Consider the following 17,300-nt stretch of genomic DNA (forward strand, 5'->3'; position numbering starts at 1 on the left):
CATCCGTCGGAAGCGTCATCACGAGAGTTTAGTTTGCGCATTCGTGTAACAAGGTTGTGATTTTCGTATCAAGATTGCGGGCGACAGCAAGAGCCTCCAAACTACCATAAGAGAGCAGATAACTCTCCATTTTGTCATAGGAAACATGCACACCATCGGGACGTTGATCAAGAAGGACTGTGACTGGGGCGTAAGATCCGGCATCGGGAACGTGCTTGACCATTTCTTTCATAATGAGTGGATTGCCCACCAAAAACCGCATGCTCTTAGGAGTGTCGCTTCCAGTTTCGCGGCGCAGAATGGCACCCAAGTCGAATTCCGCGAAAAGCATGAGACCTGTGCGGCCTAGGCCGTTTTGCACAACGCGCTCCAAATCCGAGAAGGAATTTGCAGCCCTCGTCGCTTTGAAAAATTCGACCATGTCAGGTTGCCCGACCGCCGACTTGAGCGCGGCCACAACGGCGTCGAATGGTTTGGAACACGTCAGGCTGAAACGCTCAACCTCGACCTTTGCGATTGTCATTTCTTTCTCCGCAACAGCTCTCAAGAACAAAGGTGCGACCGATCGCGCCGGGATTATGCAGCCGCCGAACTACGCTTCCAGGAAGGTCCGGACGTGGCTGACGAACAATTCGTGGTACTGAAACAGGGCGCCGTGGCCGGAATCGGGATAGAGGACCAGCTGGGCGTTGCTTAGAGCCTTGAACATTGCGTAGGCGTTGTTCGCCGGCAGCATGGCGTCGTGGCTGCCGCTGACCACGAGGGCGGGCTGGCGGATGGCGCGCAGAATGGCGTGCTCGGGATCAGGTGTGGCGCACCAGGTGATAAGCGCCTTGGCCTGCGGGTCCGTCACCGCGCCGCCGTTATCGGTATCCCGATCTTCCTTACGCGCCTTCGCCCGCTTCAGAAACGCTCGGCCGGCCGACTGGCTGGCGGACGACTTCGTGAAGAATAGCGGCAGGCGGGGGTCCGGCGCGTCGGTTTGGGAAAACGCGTCCTGCAGAACCGCCAATAGGTGTTCCTCTCCGCCCCTCGGAGCGGTGCCGACGAGGATGAGCTTGCGGACCAGCGCTCCGTGCTCGGCGGCGATCTGCTGCGCGACGCAGCCGCCGAGGGAAAAGCCCAGCAAGTCGACTTGGGAGAGGCCGAGCAGGTTGATAAAGGCGACCGCGTCTCGGGCCATCGCCTCGATACTGTCCGGCGTTAGTCCTGTCGAGCGGCCGACCCCGGCGTTGTCAAAAGCGATCACCGGTCGATCGGCGGCCAGGACATTGACGACGGCGGGATCCCATGCATCGATGTTGCCCGAGAAATGCTGCAGGAGAACCAACGGCGTTCCGGTCGATGGGCCGAGGCGGCGATAGGCAAAGCGGATACCGCTGCCTTCGATGTAACGGGTGGCCGCCGTTTCTAGCGTGGCGTCGTCCTGGCTCGCGGTGTCGAACTCAGTCATGTCATCCTCCGGATGCTTGGCATAAAATAATTGAGTGAGAGTAGCTGGTGCGGTTTTGGCCAGGTCTGAGCCGCTCGCGGTTCAAGGCATTCCGTAGTCCGCCGAGCACGCGCGGTGCTCCCGGCACGAAAGTGCCGGGAGCGGTATCGTCACTTCACGAGTGCGGCCTTTTCAATCACCGAGGCGACTTCCTTGGCGTGGACGACCAGGGAGGCATGGCTGCCGGCGACCTCCGTCGTCTGTGCCTTCATCCTGTTGGCGAAGATCTTCTGGACCTCGGGTGCGATGACCTTGTCCTTGGTGCTGATCACATAGAACGTCGGCTTGTCGTGCCAAGCTGCCTTGTCGACGGGAGCCTCGAACGCCGTGTGGTTCAACGGGAGCTGATGATTTGCCAAGGATTCGGCGATCTCCGGAGGAAGGTCAGCCGCAACTGCTGAAGGAAACACTTTGGGATCGATGTAGAGGTTGCCCTTTTCGTCGGGATGAATCGCCGCTGCGCCTTCGGTTGCCGGACCGCTCTTGGCCAGGCTCGCCAGAGATTCTCCTACGTCGGGCGCGAATGCGGAGACAAAGACGAGCGCCGAGACGTTGGGATCGTCACCTGCCTGTGTGATGACCACACCGCCCCAGGAGTGGCCAACGAGGACGGTCTTGCCGTTCTGTCTCGCGAGCGCCTGTTTGGTGGCATCAACGTCTGCTTCAAGGGAGGTGAGCGGATTTTCGACGAGCGTTACTTTGTAGCCCTTCTTCGTGAGGATATCGGCAACAGGCTTCCAGCTCGTCTGGTCGACGAAAGCGCCATGGACGAGCACGATATTGTGAGCCGCGCCCTTGGGAAGTTGAGCCGATTGGGCGGGGGCGGCAATTGTTGCGCCGGCCATGAGGAGGGTGGCGACTGAGAGTAGAAGATTTCGCATTGATTGCTCCTGTTGGGATGACGGACGACGCGCGTCCGGGGAAAGGCAGGCGTGTCGGCAACAGTCGCGGTTCTCCCATCTGCCGTTCGGGTGATGGTTGCCGCGCGACCGGTTGGCTGACTTGCGATCAACTAGTACGTGGAGCATTTGGACGTTAGGCCTCAATCGTCCGAATATTGTGTCTGACCGTCCGTCGTATTAACATCGGAAAGATGGACATCCTCGCTGAAGTGCTCGATCGCGTTCGTTTTGGCGGAACCTTGCTGTTCCACTTCGAACTCGGCCATCCCTGGAATCTCGCCTTGCCAAAGCGCCCCTATGCCCTGTTCCACTATCTCAGCCGTGGTTCGGCTACCCTCGCGCTTGAACAAGGACGAGAGCTCCACATGACCGAGGGCGACTTTGTTGTCGTCACGCGTGGCGAGCCCCATGTGATTTACTCGGATAGCCGGACGGAGCCGGTACAGATTGTCGACATCGATCGACTAGCCGGGCGTCTTGGCCTGGTTCGTCATGGAGGCGGCGGGCAGCCGCTCGCGACGATGATCTGTGGTAATTTCACTGTGGCACGGCCGTCGCGCGGTAGCGTTTTGGAATTGCTTCCGCCCCTGCTTCTCCTGAAGCCGACGGAAGACGGGGGATGGCTCGAGGCGATTCTGCAACGCATGGTGAGCGAGGCGGCGTTCGAGCGTCCCGGACAAGGCGTCGCGCTCTCACGTCTGACTGAAGTGCTCTTCGTCGAGGTGTTGCGAAGCTGGATCAAGTCGCTCGGCCCCGGAGAAGGCGGGTGGCTGGGGGCGATGGCGGACCCGCACATAGGACCGGCGCTTCAGTTGATCCACGAACGACCGGATCAACCTTGGACCCTTGGCGACCTGGGGCTCCGCGTGGGGCTCGGTCGCTCGGCGTTTTCAGCTCGCTTCACCAACCTCGTCGGCCAGTCCATGTACCGTTATCTGATCGCACGCCGGATGTCGGAGGCCGCGTTTCTGCTCGAAACAAGCGACGAGGGGATTGCACGGATTGCGACCCGTGTCGGCTACGAGACCGCGGCCGCGTTTTCGAAGCTGTTCCATCGACATCACGGCCTATCGCCTGGCCGTTACCGAGCAATTCGTCGCTCTGACGGTGGGCGAAGGCAAGGGGACGATCTGGAAGCAGAAGTCGTCGATTGACCTCGACCAAGGTGTCTTCTGGAAGGTCTGGCGATGGGCGGGCGGGGCGGCTCCACAGGCGCGACGACCGCTTTCGCGAGGTTGCCATCCAGAGCAGCTCACCGTTTCACGGAAACGGCGAACCGCTCTAACTCTTTGTTTTTACGCAATTTCGGACGGAAAACCGTTACACACTTTTCCTCTAATTGCTCTAGTAGTGGACAGTCTGCTTGCGGCCCAAACCAGCCGTAAGTCGGCGCAGCCTGATTGGCCTGAGCGCCGGATCCAGCGGCCCGGATCCGGCGTTGAATCAGTTTCGCCCGTCGAGATGGCGGACCTTGCGCAGTTGCGGGAACAGCACCATCCACAGCCCGGCGACGACGATCGCGCCGACGCCGCCGATCACGACGGCCGGCACCGTGCCGATCAACGCCGCCATCGTGCCGGCGCGGAATTCGCCCAGCTCGTTGGAGGCGCCGACAAAGACCTGGTTGACGGCGTTGACGCGGCCACGCACATGGTCGGGCGTCCACAACTGGATCAGGGTTTCCCGGATGTAGACGCTGAACATATCGGTGGCGCCAAGGCAGGCGAGCGCGACGATCGACAGCCAGGTGATCGTCGACAGGCCGAACAGCACGGTGAAGGCGCCGAACGCGGCGACGAAGCCGAGCATGATCAACCCCGCGTGGTTGCGGATCGGATGGCCGGCCAGCCAGATGGCGACGCAGATGGCGCCGACGCCAGGGGCCGAGCGCAGCAGGCCGAGACCCCAGGGGCCGAGCTGCAGGATGTCGCGCGCGTAGACCGGCAGCAGTGCCGCAGCACCGGACAGAAGCACCGCGAACAGATCGAGCGAGATGGCGCCAAGCACGATCTTCTCGCTCCAGATGTAGCCGAAACCGGCAAACAGGGTCTGCATCGTCGGCTTGTCGGTCTCGCTGCGCTGGGCGGGCCTCGGGATGGTGAAGATCAGCAGCCCGGCCGCAAGCATGAGCGCAGCGGCGGTGCCATAGGCGACTTCCGCCGACACGCCGTAGAGCAGGCCGCCGGCGACCGGGCCGACGATGGTCGCGGTCTGCCAGGCCGACGAGTTCCAGGCGATGGCATTGGCGAAATCCTCAGATGGCACCAGATTGGCGAACAGCGATGCGGAGGCCGGGCCGAAAAAGGCGCGGGCGACGCCGAACATGGCGAGCACGGCGAAGATCGGCAGCGGTCCGCTGATGCCGCGCAGCGTCAGGGCGAGCAGCGCCAGGGCACAGATGGCTTCGAGCAGCACCGCCAGCGCCATGATCAGCCGGCGGCCGAAGCGGTCGGCGACGACGCCGGTGACCAGCACCAGCACCAGCGACGGCAGGAACTGGACGATGCCGACCAGACCGAGATCGAGCGGGTCGCGGGTCAGGTCATACATCTGCCAGCCGACCGCGACGGAAACGATCATGGTGGCGAATGTGGTGAGGAAACGCGCCGCCCAATAGCTCAGGAAGGAGCGGTGGCGGAACGCGGCGTAGCGCTGGTCCGGCGAGGTTCGTGCGGCGGTCATGGACGGAGGCCCCGTTGCGATGGCATCGGCTGGCGGGGCACTTCCACGATGGGCGCTGGTCCGACCAATGGAACTTTTAACAAAGTTCGCGGCGGGATGTGCGTCAAAATCAGCGCGCGATCAAGAAATTTTCAGCCTGTCCGGAGGATCGCACGCGAAGTTTACCCGCGCAGCACGGCGGAAATGGCGTTGAGCCCGCCCCGCAATTGCGCCTCTGTCGGCCAGCCGAAACCGACGCGGAAGAAGCGTTTTTCCATTTCGAACCAGTGGCCGGGCCCGACATAGGTGCCATAGTTTTCCAGCAGGTTGACATAGAACCGGTCGAGGTCGAAGCCGGCATCGACATTCAGGCGCGGGAAGCCGACGACGCCGCCTTCGGGCCGCACCCAGTCGACCAGCGGCTCGTTGTCGATCCACGCCTGGACGATGTCGCGGCGCTTGGCCATTTCGGGCAGCAGCGTCGCCAGGAAGGCGTCCCGGCGTTGCAGCATGCCGCGCGCGATGCCTTCGTCGATGACGCTGCCGCAGATGCCGATCTGCTCCTTGGCGGCGAGGAATTTTTCCTGGAGCGCCGCATCCCTCGTGATCAGCCAGCCGATGCGGATGCCGGGAATGCCGAAGGCCTTGGACAGCGACGAGACGCTGATCGCCCGCGGGCTCAGCGAGGCTGCCGAGGGCAGGCGCTTGCCATAGGAGAGATCGCGGTAGGTCTCGTCGACCAGCAGATAGCAGCCGCTAGCCTCGGCGAGCGCCACCAGCGCGTCGAGTTCGGTTCGGCTCATCATCGTGCCGGTGGGATTGTGCGGGCAGGTGACGCTGATCAGCCTGGTGTTCGGCTGGATCGCCGCCTTGACGCGTTCGACATCGATGGCGAAGCCTTCCTCGAAGGCGAGGTCGACAAAGCCGATGGCGCAGCCGATCGCCCTCGGGGTTTCGATGTTGGTGGCGTAGTTGGGCCTGATGACGACCAGATGATCGCTGGCCGACAAAAGCGAAGTCGAGATGATGAACAGCGCGCCGGCGGCACCAGCGGTGACCAGGACATCATCCGGCGAGACGCCGGCGTCCTGCGCCGCGATCAGTGCGCGAAGGTCCTTGTCGCCGCGATGTTCGCCATAGAACAGCGTGAGATCAGGCAGCGACAGGCCGATGTCGGAGAGCTTCTGGTCGGCGATCGAGCTTTCGGAAAGATTGAAGCGGATACGGTCGTAGCCGTACTCTTCCGGCGCCTCTTTCTCGATCACCATCCTGGTGTAGTTCATCGCTTCACCCCCAAAGAAACCGTCCGGTCCATCCAAGCCAAAAACGTGAAGCCTGCCAAGGCGGATTCGCCGGCAGGCTTCAATCAATCCATTGGCTCAGCGCCTAACTGCCTGAAGCGCGTGGCGTTGAATCGGGGTTCAGGCGACGCGCTTCAAGTCTTTTGTTTTATGCATGTCGCCGTTCCAAAACCGCCGCGCACTTTTTGGGCGACAAGCCTAGGCCGAGGCCTTGGCCTTCCTGCCCTTGGCGGGTGCCTTCACCGGGGCGGCCTTGCGGCCGAGCCCGATCGACTTCGCCAGCAGCGAGCGCGAGGCCGCGTAGTTGGGGGCAACCATCGGGTAGTCCGCGGGCAAGCCCCATTTGGCGCGATAGGCGTCCGGCGTCAGGCCGAAATGCACGCCGAGATGACGCTTCAGGGATTTGAACTTCTTGCCGTCCTCGAGGCAGATGATGAAATCCGGCGTGACCGACTTCTTGGGGTTGACCGCGGGGACCAGCGGCGCCGCCACCGGGACCACCGGCTTGCCGAGCCCGCTTATCGACGTGCTGACGCTGGCGATGAGATCGGGCAGGCCGGAAGCTGGCAAGCGGTTCTTCTCGACGTAAGCGGACACGATGTGTGCGGTCAGTTCGAGAAGGTCGATGTCTTTAGGGGCGATGTCGTGGTCGTCGGTCAATCTATCTCTCCGTCCAAGGCGAATGACCTGAAAATCGGATTCGATTTCCGGAAAGGATCATGCGCAAATCAAAATGCTACCGCGTCGTTTGGGGATCCGCGGGACGAGCTGCGTTATTGGGGCGCGGAATTCCTAGTCGGCAAATCTGCACAACGCAATGACTTGGTGTGGCGACACACGTTATTTTGAACAACTATACTAAACAGTAACAATATCAGACGATCAACGCCTTGTCGCGCCACAAACGAAACCCGCCTTCGAAGGCCCGTGTGTTGTCGCCGCGTCTGCTGTCGGCGGGCAATTCATCGAGCTTGTCGACATTGCCGCCGCCGATGACGACATAGTCCGGCTGCATGGCGGCGCGGAGCCGGTCGACGACGTCGAAGACATGTTTGCGCCACTTCTTCTTGCCGCGCTTTTCCAGGCCGCGTTCGCCGACATAGTCCTCGAAACTCTTGCCATTCTTGTAGGGAAGGTGGGCGACTTCCATCGGCTGGGCGACATTGTCGACGATCATCGCCGCGCCAAGACCAGTTCCCAGCCCGAGGAACAGCATGCGCCCGCCCTCGTAACTGCCGATGGCCTGCATCAGCGCGTCATTGACCACCTTCACCGGTTTGCCGAATTGCGCGGCGAAATCGTAGCCGGCCCAGCCCTTGCCGAGATTGGCGGGGTCGGCCAACGGCCGGTTGTGGGTGACCGGGCCAGGATAGCCCATCGAGATGACGTCGTATGACAGGCCCTCGGCGAGCTTCCTTACCGTCTCGGCCATCTGCCGCGGCGTCAGGCCGGGACCGGAGTCGGCGCGGCACTCCGCGCCGCCGGCGCTGGTCAGGATCTTGACGTGCGAACCGCCGATATCGATCGAAAGCACGATCTTCTCGACATCTGACGCTGGTTGCTTCACCGCCTTGGCCATCGCGTCATCCTCTCACTTCACCGGATCGATCCAGCCGTTGGGCGGCCCGAACCCGCTCATGACATCGGCGGGGCCCCATGTTCCTGGCTCGTAGATATGCGGTGGCGTGGTGTCGCCAAGCACCGGGCCGACGATGCGCCAGGCAAGTTCGCTGGCGTCCTGGCGGGTGAACAGCTGACCATTGCCGTTCATGGCATCGCCGATCAGCCGCTCATAGGGCGGCATGTCGGCCTTGCTGTCGTCGAGCGCCGTCAGCTCGACCTGCTCGCCGATCATGTCGTCGCCGGACGCCTTGCGCTGGGCGCCGATGGCGATCACCACCTGCGGGTCGATGCGGAAGCGCACATAGTTCTGGTCGGCGGGTTTGATCGGATCGAAGACGTCGAGCGGCGGCCGCTTCAGCCGCACCACCACCTCGGTGACATGAACCGGCATGTTCTTGCCGGCGCGGATGAAGAACGGCACATCCCGCCAGCGCCATGTGTCGACGAAAAAGCGCACCGCCGCGAAGGTTTCGACCGGCGAGTTCGGCGCCACGCCGGGTTCGGTGAGATAGCCCTTGAACTGACCGCGCACGACATCGTCTTTTGTCAGTGTCCGGATCGCGCGCAGCACCTGCACCTTCTCGTCGATCAGGTCGTCGGCGGAGCGGCCGACCGGCGGCTCCATGGCCAGCAGCAACAGGATGTTGAGCAGGTGGTTCTCGATGACGTCGCGGATGCAGCCGACATCGTCGTAGAAGCGGCCGCGCCCCTCGACGCCGAAATCCTCGGCCATGGTGATCTGTACGCTTTCGACGAAGTTGCGATTCCAGATCGGCTCGAGCAAGGAATTGGCGAAGCGGAAATAGAGCAGGTTCTGGATCGCTTCCTTGCCGAGATAGTGGTCGATGCGGAAGATCGACTGTTCGTCGAACACCAGGTGCAAGACCCGGTTGAGCCAGCGCGCCGACTGCAGGTCGTGGCCGAACGGCTTTTCCACCATCAGCCGGGCGCCGTGCGCCGTGCCCGATTGCTCCAGCCCCTGGACGACCGTCTCGAACATGGTCGGCGGCACCGCCATGTAGTGCAGCGGCCGCTGGGCGCTGCCGAGCGCACTCTTCAGCCTTTCGAAAGTGGCCGGATCACGATAGTCACCGCTGACATAGCGAAGCAGCGACGCGAGCTTGGCGAACACCTTGTCGTCGATCTTGCCGAGCGCATGGACGATGCCGTCGCGGGCGCGCGCCTGCAGCTGCTTCAAATCCCAGGCGTCGAACGCGACGCCGATCACCGGTTCGGTGAGCGTACCCTTGGCGACCATCTGGTAAAGCGCCGGAAATATCTTCTTGTGGGCGAGGTCGCCGGTGGCTCCGAAAAGCACCAGCGTGTCGGACCGTTCCTGGCTCATGCGCGTGTCTCCCCTGCCGCCGTCACGATCCGGCCTTCGGCTTCTCGACATGGCCGCCGAACGCATAGCGCATGGCGGACAACAGCTTGTCGGCGAATTCGGATTCGCCTTGCGAGGAGAAGCGGTCGAACAGCGCCGAGGACAGCACCGGCGCCGGCACGCCGGTGTCGATCGCCGCCTTCAGCGTCCAGCGGCCTTCGCCGGAATCCGAGACGCGGCCACCAAAGTTCGCCAGCGATGCGTCTGACTTCAGCGTGCTGGCGGTGAGGTCGAGCAGCCACGAGCCGATGACGCTGCCGTGCCGCCAGACCTCGGCGACGTTGGCGAGGTCGATGTCGAACTGGTAATATTCGGGGTTCTGCAGCGGGCTGGTCTCGGCGTCGGCATCGCGCTTGACCTTGCCGGCATTGCCGGCCTTGAGGATGTTCATGCCCTCGGCATAGGCGGCCATGACGCCGTATTCGATGCCGTTGTGAACCATCTTGACGAAATGGCCAGCGCCACTCGGGCCACAATGGAGATAGCCGAAGGGTGCTGTGCCGGCGGTCTTGTCCGGTGCAGGCGCGCCGGCATCGGCGCCGGGCGCCAGCGTGGCGAATATCGAATCGAGATGCCGGACCGCTTCGTCAGGGCCGCCGATCATCAGGCAGTAGCCGCGATCGAGACCCCAGACGCCGCCGCTGGTGCCGACATCGACATAGTTCAGGCCCTTGTCCTTGAGCCTGGCCGCGCGATCGACGTCGTCATGATAGTAGGAATTGCCGCCATCGATGATGATGTCGCCGGGTTCCATCAGGGCCGCCACCTGATCGACGATCTTGCCGGTGATCGCGGCCGGCAGCATCAGCCAGACGCAGCGCGGCTTGGCGAGCTTGCCGACGAATTCCGCCATCGATGCCGCTCCGGACGCGCCATCGGTCACCAGGGCCGCCACGCTGGCGGGGTTGATGTCGTAGACGACACATTCGTGGCCGTCGCGCATCAGGCGCCGGACCATGTTGGCGCCCATCCGGCCCAGTCCCATCATTCCGATCTGCATGGTTTCGTCCCTGTTTCCTAGAGATTTGCTGGATTTCCTGGGGAAGGATCTACCGGCTATCCTGCCCGGTTGATATGACGGAGAAGTCGACATTCTCCCAATCGCCGGTGCCGGGCCAGAAAAAAGTGAAGGTGAGCGCGGTTCCGCTGGGGAGGCCGGACACAGGCAGATCGACAAGATGGATACCGAAAGCGTTCTCTCTTGTCTGGCTGTCGCGAGCCGTCGCCCAGTTGTCGGTGCTCCAGCGAACCGTCGCGGCGGCCAGCAGCTCGACGCGCAACGCCTTGCCGGCCGCCAGCGTGCGGATCTTGTGGTTAAACCGCCAGGTCCTGAACGGCGATACGGTCCTGTCCTCGATGTAGCGCTTGACGCCTTGCGGCGGCATGTCGAAGACCGTGCCGTCGCGCAGCGAGCGCAGCAGCTTGATATGCTCCGAATGTGCCCAGACCAACGGCATGGCGCTGCCGGAAGGGCGACCATGCAGCAGTTCGCGCTCGGCTAGGTCGGCGCTGTCCCAGACCTGCTCCGGCAACAGGCCGCCAAGCCCGGCCGAGCCTTCCAGCGCCGCCAGCAGGCTGGCCGCCTTGTCCATGCGCCCCGCCGCCAGCTCGTAATGGGCGCGTTCGCCGGCGAGCAACGGCCAGGGCCGGCCCTGGCCGGTGCCGTCGAAAGGCGCGCCGTCTTCGTGCTCGCCATAGCCGTCCCCGCTGTAGCGGTACCAGAGCGGTCCTTGCGGCAGATCGCAGCGCAATTGCGCATCGATGACCTTGACGGTGTCGATCATGCGCGGATCGTCGGCCGCCCGCAGGCCGAAGCGGACGAGTGCCAGCGCGTCGGGGCTGACAATTTCCTCGGCGGGCCGATCCGTGTCGCCGGGCGGCCGGTTCTTGATCGGGACATAGCCGTCCTTCGGCGAGCCGGCCTCGGCGCTGTCGGGTGGCGCGATGCGGACGTAGTAGCCATCGACGCCGGTTTCCTCGGAGATGGCCGTGCCGGTGACGTAGGTCCAGCGCTCCACCTGGTCGTTCCAGCCATCGGCGGTCTCGCGCAGATAGGTTGCCGCGTCTTCCTTGCCGCAGGCGTCGAGCAGGTCCGCCGCGGCAAGCAGTGCGGCGATCTCGACGGCAAGCGTGAACGGACTGTACCCGGCATCTTCTTCCCAGCGGTCCTCGCCGGTGACGGGTCCGTTGCGCACGACATAGGTGGCGGCGCGCTCGATCATCGGCAGGAAGGCGGAGAGCCTGGCGCGCGGCAGGTGCCCGGCGCGGTGCAATGCGTCAGCCAGCAGGAGCGGAAAGGCGCATTCGTCCATCTGGATGCCGGGCCAATAGGCCGACCCATCGAGCCAGGCGTTCTGCGGCCAGTGGCCGTCCGGCTGCTGGATGGAGCGCAGATAGCCAAGAATCCGCAGGGCCGACGCGGCATCGCCGGCGGCGAGAAAGCCGCCCGCCGTTTCGACCAGATCGCGCGGCCAGACCAGATGGTAGCCGCCGAGATCGTCGTCGCCCTTGTTGAAGCCCCACGGGATCGACAGGCTGGCGACCGCGGCGCCCGGCATGGCGGTCGAGCGGTGCGTCGCCAGAACCGCGGTCGAGACGCGATAGAAGTTGACCCCGGATTCGCCATGCCGGTCCAGTGGCAGCAGGCCGGCCTGCCAGGTGCGCCAATTCCGGACGTAGGACCTGGCCGTCGCCGCAAAGCCGCGCTTCAGGCTGGCGAAGGCATTTTCAGCAGCCTCATCAGGGGTCGCGCCAAAGCCAAGAGCCAGCAACGCCGTTGTCTTCGCGCCGGAAAAGCCGATCTCTCCGGTCAACGCGACATTGCCGTCCTCGGCCCGTTGGCAAGCCGGGTCAAGCTTGCCGGCATGATGGAGTTGCTGCCAGCCATCGGAGAAGCCGACATAGCCGGCCGAACAACTCGCCCATGGCAGCGAAGAGGCCAGCGCCAGGCAGATGCCGCGCCCCGAGGCAAACAGCACCGGCTTTCCCTTGTGGTCGCCGACCCAGGCGGTGTTGCCCATGCCGGCGTTGACCAGATGCGGCGCCAGCAAGGCGTAGACGCGGTAGTCGCTTGGCGCACCCTTGAGCGGTGTGAAGGTGATCTCCTGCAGCAGGGCGGGGCGGGCCGGGTCGGCGAGGACGCGCTTTTCGATCCGGTAGACGCCGTCGGTCGCGGTGTTGACCAGCCGGTAGGCAGGCACGCCGTCCTCGAACGGTTCGATGGCGTGCGCGGCATCGCGTTTTTCTTCCGAGAAATAGCCGGCGGGGCCGGTGACGATCAGGCCAAGGTCGCGCGTGCAGGCGCTGTCGACGCGCGGATAGTAGATCTCGTTGAGAATGCCGTGGCTGATCGTGAACCAAATCCGGCCGGCCGGTGAAAGGGAGGTTCCGACGCCGCTCTTGGCGCTTGACGTCCAGCGTGCCGGAATTCCCGGTGCGCCCGGAGCAACGGTTGGCGTCACTGGCATTCTGTTTCGGTCTCCTGGCCCTTCCCTAGACCAGAAAGCGAACCCTTTTCAATCATTGCACCGCAAGTTGATCCACCGCCGCAATGGAGGCGTCGTTGACAGCATCGTTCGTAGGTGTCCACTATTCCCGCGGCAGGGAGGCCTGGCGAAAATCGCGGATCGGCAGCACGCTCGGGCACGGGAGCGTCGCGGCCGGCCCGGCGTGGTCCGTTCAGTTGTCATGGGAGGTCTCAAAACCATGTCGGATGTATCTCCCATACTGATCGACCGGCTGCTTGCTATTTCGCGGGCGCTGGCCGGCCACATCGATACCGGTACGGCGTTCCGCGCAACGGCCATCGAAATCGGTACGCTCATTCCGCACAATCATATCGATCTGGCGGTGCTGTCGCACGATCGGCGCATGCATGCCTGCTATGAAGCCGGCTTCCACACCAGCTGGAGCGAGCTGTCGCAGCATCCGGTGGAGGGCAGCCCGATCCGGTCGGTGCTGTGGGGCGAGGTGCCCTATCTGCTGGCGGACGATGCTCTTTTCGACCAGCGCTTCCACTTCACGGGGGCATTCGACGAACCGATCTTCGCCGCAAGGCTGCGCAGCCGCATCATCGTGCCGCTCAGGGCGCGCGGCGGCATCATCGGCGCCCTCAACATCAGCCGGCATGAGGTCGGCTGCTACACGCTTGCCGATGTCGAGGTCGCCCAGCAATGCGCCGACCTGATCGCACCCTATATCTTCGCGCTGATCCAGACCGAGGAGGCGCGCCGGGCCATGCTTGCCGAAAGTGAAGCGCGCAATCGCGTCGAATTGCTGCGGGTCGGCGCCTCGCAACTGACCGAAGGCATGGAGCGCGAGCGCCGGCGCATGGCCATGGACCTGCACGACCAGACGCTTGCCGACCTCGCCCGCATCGCGCGCCAGCTTTCGGCCTTGCGCGGCCAGGGCGTGGCGCGGGCGGCCCAGCTTGCCGACCTCGAGCAGGAGGTCGCCGGCTGCCTGACGGAACTGCGCCACATCGTCGACGACATGCGGCCGAGCGTGCTCGAACTGTTCGGCCTGCGCGATGCGGTCGAGGCGCATCTCAACCGCAGCGTCGCCAGGGCCAAGCCGCCGATTGCCGTGCGCATCGCCGATACCAGCGACGGCAGCGCCGACAGCCTGCCCGAGCCGGTCCGGACCGCGCTCTACAGGATCGTGCAGGAAGCGATCAACAATGCGGTCCGCCACGCCGCGCCGCGCCGCATCGACGTGCTGCTGGCGTCGACGGCGAGCATGCTGCGGGTGATCGTGACCGATGACGGCCAGGGATGCGGCACTGTTGATCCGGCCGCCCATGGCGGCATTGGCCACATGCACACGCGCGCGGCTCTTATCGGGGCGCGGCTGCGCATCGGTCAAGCCAGCCGCAAGGGCGGCGGCACGCGTGTCGTCATCGAGATAGACCGCCAGACGTCCCGGCAATTGCCCGGTGCGGCGGTTGCAACAGCGCCCGGCCAGCAGGCCGTGCCGGAGGGTGTGTGATGCTTGTGATGATCGCCGAGAATGACGGACTGCACCGCACATTCGCGCGCCGGACCGTCGAGCAATTGTGGCCCGGCGACGTCGAGGTGATCGAGGCGAGCGACGGCGAGGACGCCATCAACCTCGCCGCCGAGCGCGAGCCGCCGCATGTCGTGCTCGACCTGCAGATGCCGAAGGCGACGGGAATCGAGGTTGCCAGGGCGATCTGGAACCGCCGCGCCGGCACGCACATCCTGTTCTGGTCGAATTTCGCCGACGAGGCCTATGTCCGCGGGGTGGCACGCATCGTGCCGCCGGGTTCGGTCTATGGCTATGTGCTCAAGTCGGCGACGGAGGAGGGCATGCGGTCAGCCCTGCGCGGCGTTTTCCGCGAAGGCCACTGCATCATCGACCGCGAGATACGCGGCATCCAGCACCGCGTCCAGGATCGATTCGAGGGCATCACCGACGGCGAATATGAAAGCCTGATCGACATCGCGCTTGGCCTGACCGACCGCGCCATCGCGGCGCGTCGCGGCCTGTCGATCCGTGGTGCCCAGAGCCGCATCAAGCATGTCTACGACAAGCTGGGCATCGTGCCGGCGGAGGACGGCGCAAGCGACGCTTCCGTGTTCAACTCGCGGACGCGAGCGATCTATCTCGCCATGGCGCGCGGCCTGATCAACATCGACGCGCTGCGCCGCGAGCAGGACCGGCTCGATGCCTGGCTGGCACAGGCTCCGCCGGAACACTGATTCCAACCGCAGCGACTGTGCAAACGCACAGTCGGCCGTGCGCTTTGACCCGTATCGCCACGCCGGCGCGGCAACTACGCTCGACCTCATAAAAAAAATATTTCGGGGAAGCGCTCATGCCATTCGTCGCGATGCGGATTCGCACGGCTGTTTGCGCCGCCAGGGGCCAGTGATGTCGGCGCTGGCGCGACCCCGCCACTCCGGCTTCGACGACGTCGTCGGCGACGCGACGATCGAAATGCTGGCGAGCGGCTTCGGTTTCTTAGAAGGGCCGGTATGGCACCCTTACGAGAAATGGTTGGTGTTCAGCGACATTCCGGAAAGCCGCATCTACCGGCGCCATGCGGAGGGCGAGATCGAGCTGTTGCGCGAGCCGAGCCACAAGGCCAATGGCAACACGCTGGACCGCCAGGGACGGCTGGTCACTTGCGAGCACGCGACGAGCCGCGTGACGCGCGCCGAGCCCGATGGCAGCACGACGGTGCTCGCCACGCACCATCAGGACAGGCAGCTCAACAGCCCGAACGACATCGTCGTTGCCACCGGCGGATCGATCTACTTCACCGATCCGGGCTACGGCAGGATGGAATTCTATGGCGTGCCGCGTCGCCAGGAGCTGCCGTTCCAGGGCGTCTACCGCATCGATGGCGACGGCGCCCGGCTGACATTGCTGGCCGACGATTTCATCCAGCCGAACGGCCTTTGCTTCTCATTGGACGAGTCGCGGCTGTTCATCAACGACACCGAGCGCGGCCATATCAGGGTGTTCGGCGTCGAGCCGAACGGCGACCTCAATGGCGGCGCGGTGTGGGCCGTGACCGAGGGCGATGGACCGGGAGCGCCCGACGGCATGAAGATCGACAGCCGCGGCAATCTCTACTGCACCGGTCCCGGCGGCATCCATGTCTTCGACGCGTCGGGTGCCATCCTGGGTGTCATCCGGACGCCGGAGAACTGCGCGAATTTCACGTTCGGCGACGACGATCTGAGGAGCCTCTACATCACCGCGTCGACATCGCTTTACCGGCTCAGGGTGCGCGTGCCGGGATTAAGACTGTTTTGAGCTCGCGATCATCCGTGCTCAAATCAGGTTGGGAGTGAGGCCGGGATGAAAGCCGGCAGGAACTGTAGCAGTCAACATCTGGGAGGATACGACATGAAGAAACTACTCGTCTTGAGCGCCCTGGCGGCAATGCTCGCCTCGGGCACGGCACTTGCCGACACCAGTGGCAAGAAGATCGCCTTTTCCAACAACTATGCCGGCAATTCGTGGCGGCAGGCAATGCTCGACAGCTATGGCATCGTCACCAAGAAAGCGGTTGCCGACAAGGTGGTTGGCGCCGCCGACATCTTCACCACCGCCGACAAGGAGGTGCCGACGCAGGCCGCGCAGGTGCAGAACCTGATCCTGCAGGGCTATGACGCGATCGTCATCAACGCTGCGTCGCCCGACGCACTCAACGGCGCCATCAAGCAGGCCTGCGACGCCGGCATCGTGGTCGTCTCCTTCGACGGAACCGTGACCGAACCTTGCGCCTACCGCGTCGTCGTCGACTTCAAGGACATGGGCAAGCAGGAAGTCGAACAGATGGCCAAGTTCCAGCCCAAGGGCGGCAATCTGCTGGAAATCCGAGGCCTTGCCGGCACCTCGATCGACGATGCCATCCATGCCGGCATCCTCGAAGGCGTAGCAGCCCATCCCGAGTTCAAGATCGTCGGCTCGGTGACCGGCGACTGGGACCAGACCACCGCGCAGAAGGCGGTCGCGACCATCCTGCCATCGCTGCCGGATGTCGTCGGCATCGTCGACCAGGGTGGTGACGGCTATGGCGCCGCACAAGCCTTCGCCGCCGCCGGCAAGCCGCGCCCGACCATCATCATGGGCAACCGCCAGGATGAGCTGCAGTGGTGGAAGGAGCAGAAGGACAAGGACGGCTACCAGACCTGGTCGGCTTCGATCGCGCCCGGCGTGTCGTCGCTCGCCTTCTGGGTGGCGCAGCAGGTGCTCGACGGCCGCAAGGACATCCCGCATGATCTGCTGGTGCCGTATCTGGCCTTCACCCAGGACGATTTCGAGGCCGAGCTGCCGAAGATCGTCAAGGGCGGCGTCGCCAGCCACGAATACACGCAGGAAGACGCCATCGCGGCCATCAAAGCCAACATCAAGTGAGTGTCGCGGCAGCGTTGCCGTCCGTATCGCCGAGCGGATATCGTTGA

Annotated in this window: 15 protein-coding genes; 5 read left to right on the forward strand and 10 right to left on the reverse strand. The window is 64.0% G+C overall.

The features are described from left to right. Positions 1-28 precede the first annotated feature (28 nt). The 3 genes from AC56QP_RS19730 to AC56QP_RS19740 form a co-directional block, all read right to left on the reverse strand. The gene (locus AC56QP_RS19730) at positions 29-523 is read right to left on the reverse strand and encodes a DUF302 domain-containing protein (protein ID WP_489858445.1); all 495 of its coding nucleotides are present in this window, start codon (positions 521-523) and stop codon (positions 29-31) included. A 69-nt stretch (positions 524-592) separates the two neighbouring features. After that, positions 593-1,453 carry an alpha/beta fold hydrolase gene (locus AC56QP_RS19735; RefSeq protein ID WP_489858444.1) on the reverse strand — a complete coding sequence of 287 codons (861 nt, stop codon included), beginning with the start codon at positions 1,451-1,453 and terminating at the stop codon, positions 593-595. A gap of 149 nt (positions 1,454-1,602) precedes the next feature. Next, on the reverse strand, positions 1,603-2,373 hold the full coding sequence (locus tag AC56QP_RS19740) for an alpha/beta fold hydrolase (protein ID WP_489858443.1): 771 nt from the start codon (positions 2,371-2,373) through the stop codon (positions 1,603-1,605). Between the two features lie 212 nt (positions 2,374-2,585). On the opposite strand from AC56QP_RS19740, the gene AC56QP_RS19745 reads away from it, so the two are divergent. Then, the gene (locus AC56QP_RS19745; protein WP_489858442.1) at positions 2,586-3,548 is read left to right on the forward strand and encodes a cupin domain-containing protein; all 963 of its coding nucleotides are present in this window, start codon (positions 2,586-2,588) and stop codon (positions 3,546-3,548) included. Positions 3,549-3,837: 289 nt separating this feature from the next. On the opposite strand, the gene AC56QP_RS19750 is transcribed toward AC56QP_RS19745, so the two are convergent. The 7 genes from AC56QP_RS19750 to AC56QP_RS19780 all read right to left on the reverse strand — a co-directional run bounded on the left by AC56QP_RS19750 (position 3,838) and on the right by AC56QP_RS19780 (position 12,830). Further along, the gene (locus AC56QP_RS19750) at positions 3,838-5,076 is read right to left on the reverse strand and encodes an MFS transporter (RefSeq protein WP_489858441.1); all 1,239 of its coding nucleotides are present in this window, start codon (positions 5,074-5,076) and stop codon (positions 3,838-3,840) included. Between the two features lie 161 nt (positions 5,077-5,237). Then, positions 5,238-6,338, reverse strand: a complete 1,101-nt coding sequence (locus tag AC56QP_RS19755) for an aminotransferase class I/II-fold pyridoxal phosphate-dependent enzyme (RefSeq protein ID WP_489858440.1) — start codon at positions 6,336-6,338, stop codon at positions 5,238-5,240. Positions 6,339-6,554: 216 nt separating this feature from the next. Continuing rightward, positions 6,555-7,016 (reverse strand): Ros/MucR family transcriptional regulator, encoded by a 462-nt coding sequence (locus AC56QP_RS19760; RefSeq protein WP_489858439.1) that lies wholly within the window; start codon positions 7,014-7,016, stop codon positions 6,555-6,557. Positions 7,017-7,230: 214 nt separating this feature from the next. After that, the gene (locus tag AC56QP_RS19765) at positions 7,231-7,935 is read right to left on the reverse strand and encodes an ROK family protein (RefSeq protein ID WP_489858438.1); all 705 of its coding nucleotides are present in this window, start codon (positions 7,933-7,935) and stop codon (positions 7,231-7,233) included. 12 nt (positions 7,936-7,947) lie between these two features. Then, positions 7,948-9,324: a glucose-6-phosphate dehydrogenase gene (gene zwf, locus AC56QP_RS19770; protein WP_489858437.1), complete on the reverse strand. Its 1,377-nt coding sequence runs from the start codon at positions 9,322-9,324 to the stop codon at positions 7,948-7,950. A 22-nt stretch (positions 9,325-9,346) separates the two neighbouring features. Continuing rightward, positions 9,347-10,363: a phosphogluconate dehydrogenase (NAD(+)-dependent, decarboxylating) gene (gene gnd / locus AC56QP_RS19775; protein WP_489858436.1), complete on the reverse strand. Its 1,017-nt coding sequence runs from the start codon at positions 10,361-10,363 to the stop codon at positions 9,347-9,349. Positions 10,364-10,412: 49 nt separating this feature from the next. Then, positions 10,413-12,830, reverse strand: coding sequence for a glucan 1,4-alpha-glucosidase (locus tag AC56QP_RS19780; protein ID WP_489858435.1), 2,418 nt, complete (start codon positions 12,828-12,830; stop codon positions 10,413-10,415). Between the two features lie 238 nt (positions 12,831-13,068). Between AC56QP_RS19780 and AC56QP_RS19785 the strand changes: the two genes are divergently transcribed. The 4 genes from AC56QP_RS19785 (at position 13,069) to AC56QP_RS19800 (ending at position 17,253) form a co-directional block, all read left to right on the forward strand. Further along, entirely contained in the window at positions 13,069-14,349 is a 1,281-nt protein-coding gene (locus tag AC56QP_RS19785) for a sensor histidine kinase (protein ID WP_489858434.1), read from the forward strand. Beyond that, positions 14,349-15,083, forward strand: a complete 735-nt coding sequence (locus AC56QP_RS19790; protein WP_489858433.1) for a response regulator — start codon at positions 14,349-14,351, stop codon at positions 15,081-15,083. Before AC56QP_RS19785 ends, AC56QP_RS19790 begins: the two co-directional genes overlap by 1 nt. A 172-nt stretch (positions 15,084-15,255) precedes the next feature. Further along, the gene (locus tag AC56QP_RS19795; protein ID WP_489858432.1) at positions 15,256-16,146 is read left to right on the forward strand and encodes an SMP-30/gluconolactonase/LRE family protein; all 891 of its coding nucleotides are present in this window, start codon (positions 15,256-15,258) and stop codon (positions 16,144-16,146) included. A gap of 93 nt (positions 16,147-16,239) precedes the next feature. Continuing rightward, on the forward strand, positions 16,240-17,253 hold the full coding sequence (locus AC56QP_RS19800; RefSeq protein WP_091576075.1) for an ABC transporter substrate-binding protein: 1,014 nt from the start codon (positions 16,240-16,242) through the stop codon (positions 17,251-17,253). Positions 17,254-17,300: the final 47 nt, after the last annotated feature.

The organism is Mesorhizobium sp. RCAM 05104, assembly GCF_059683645.1.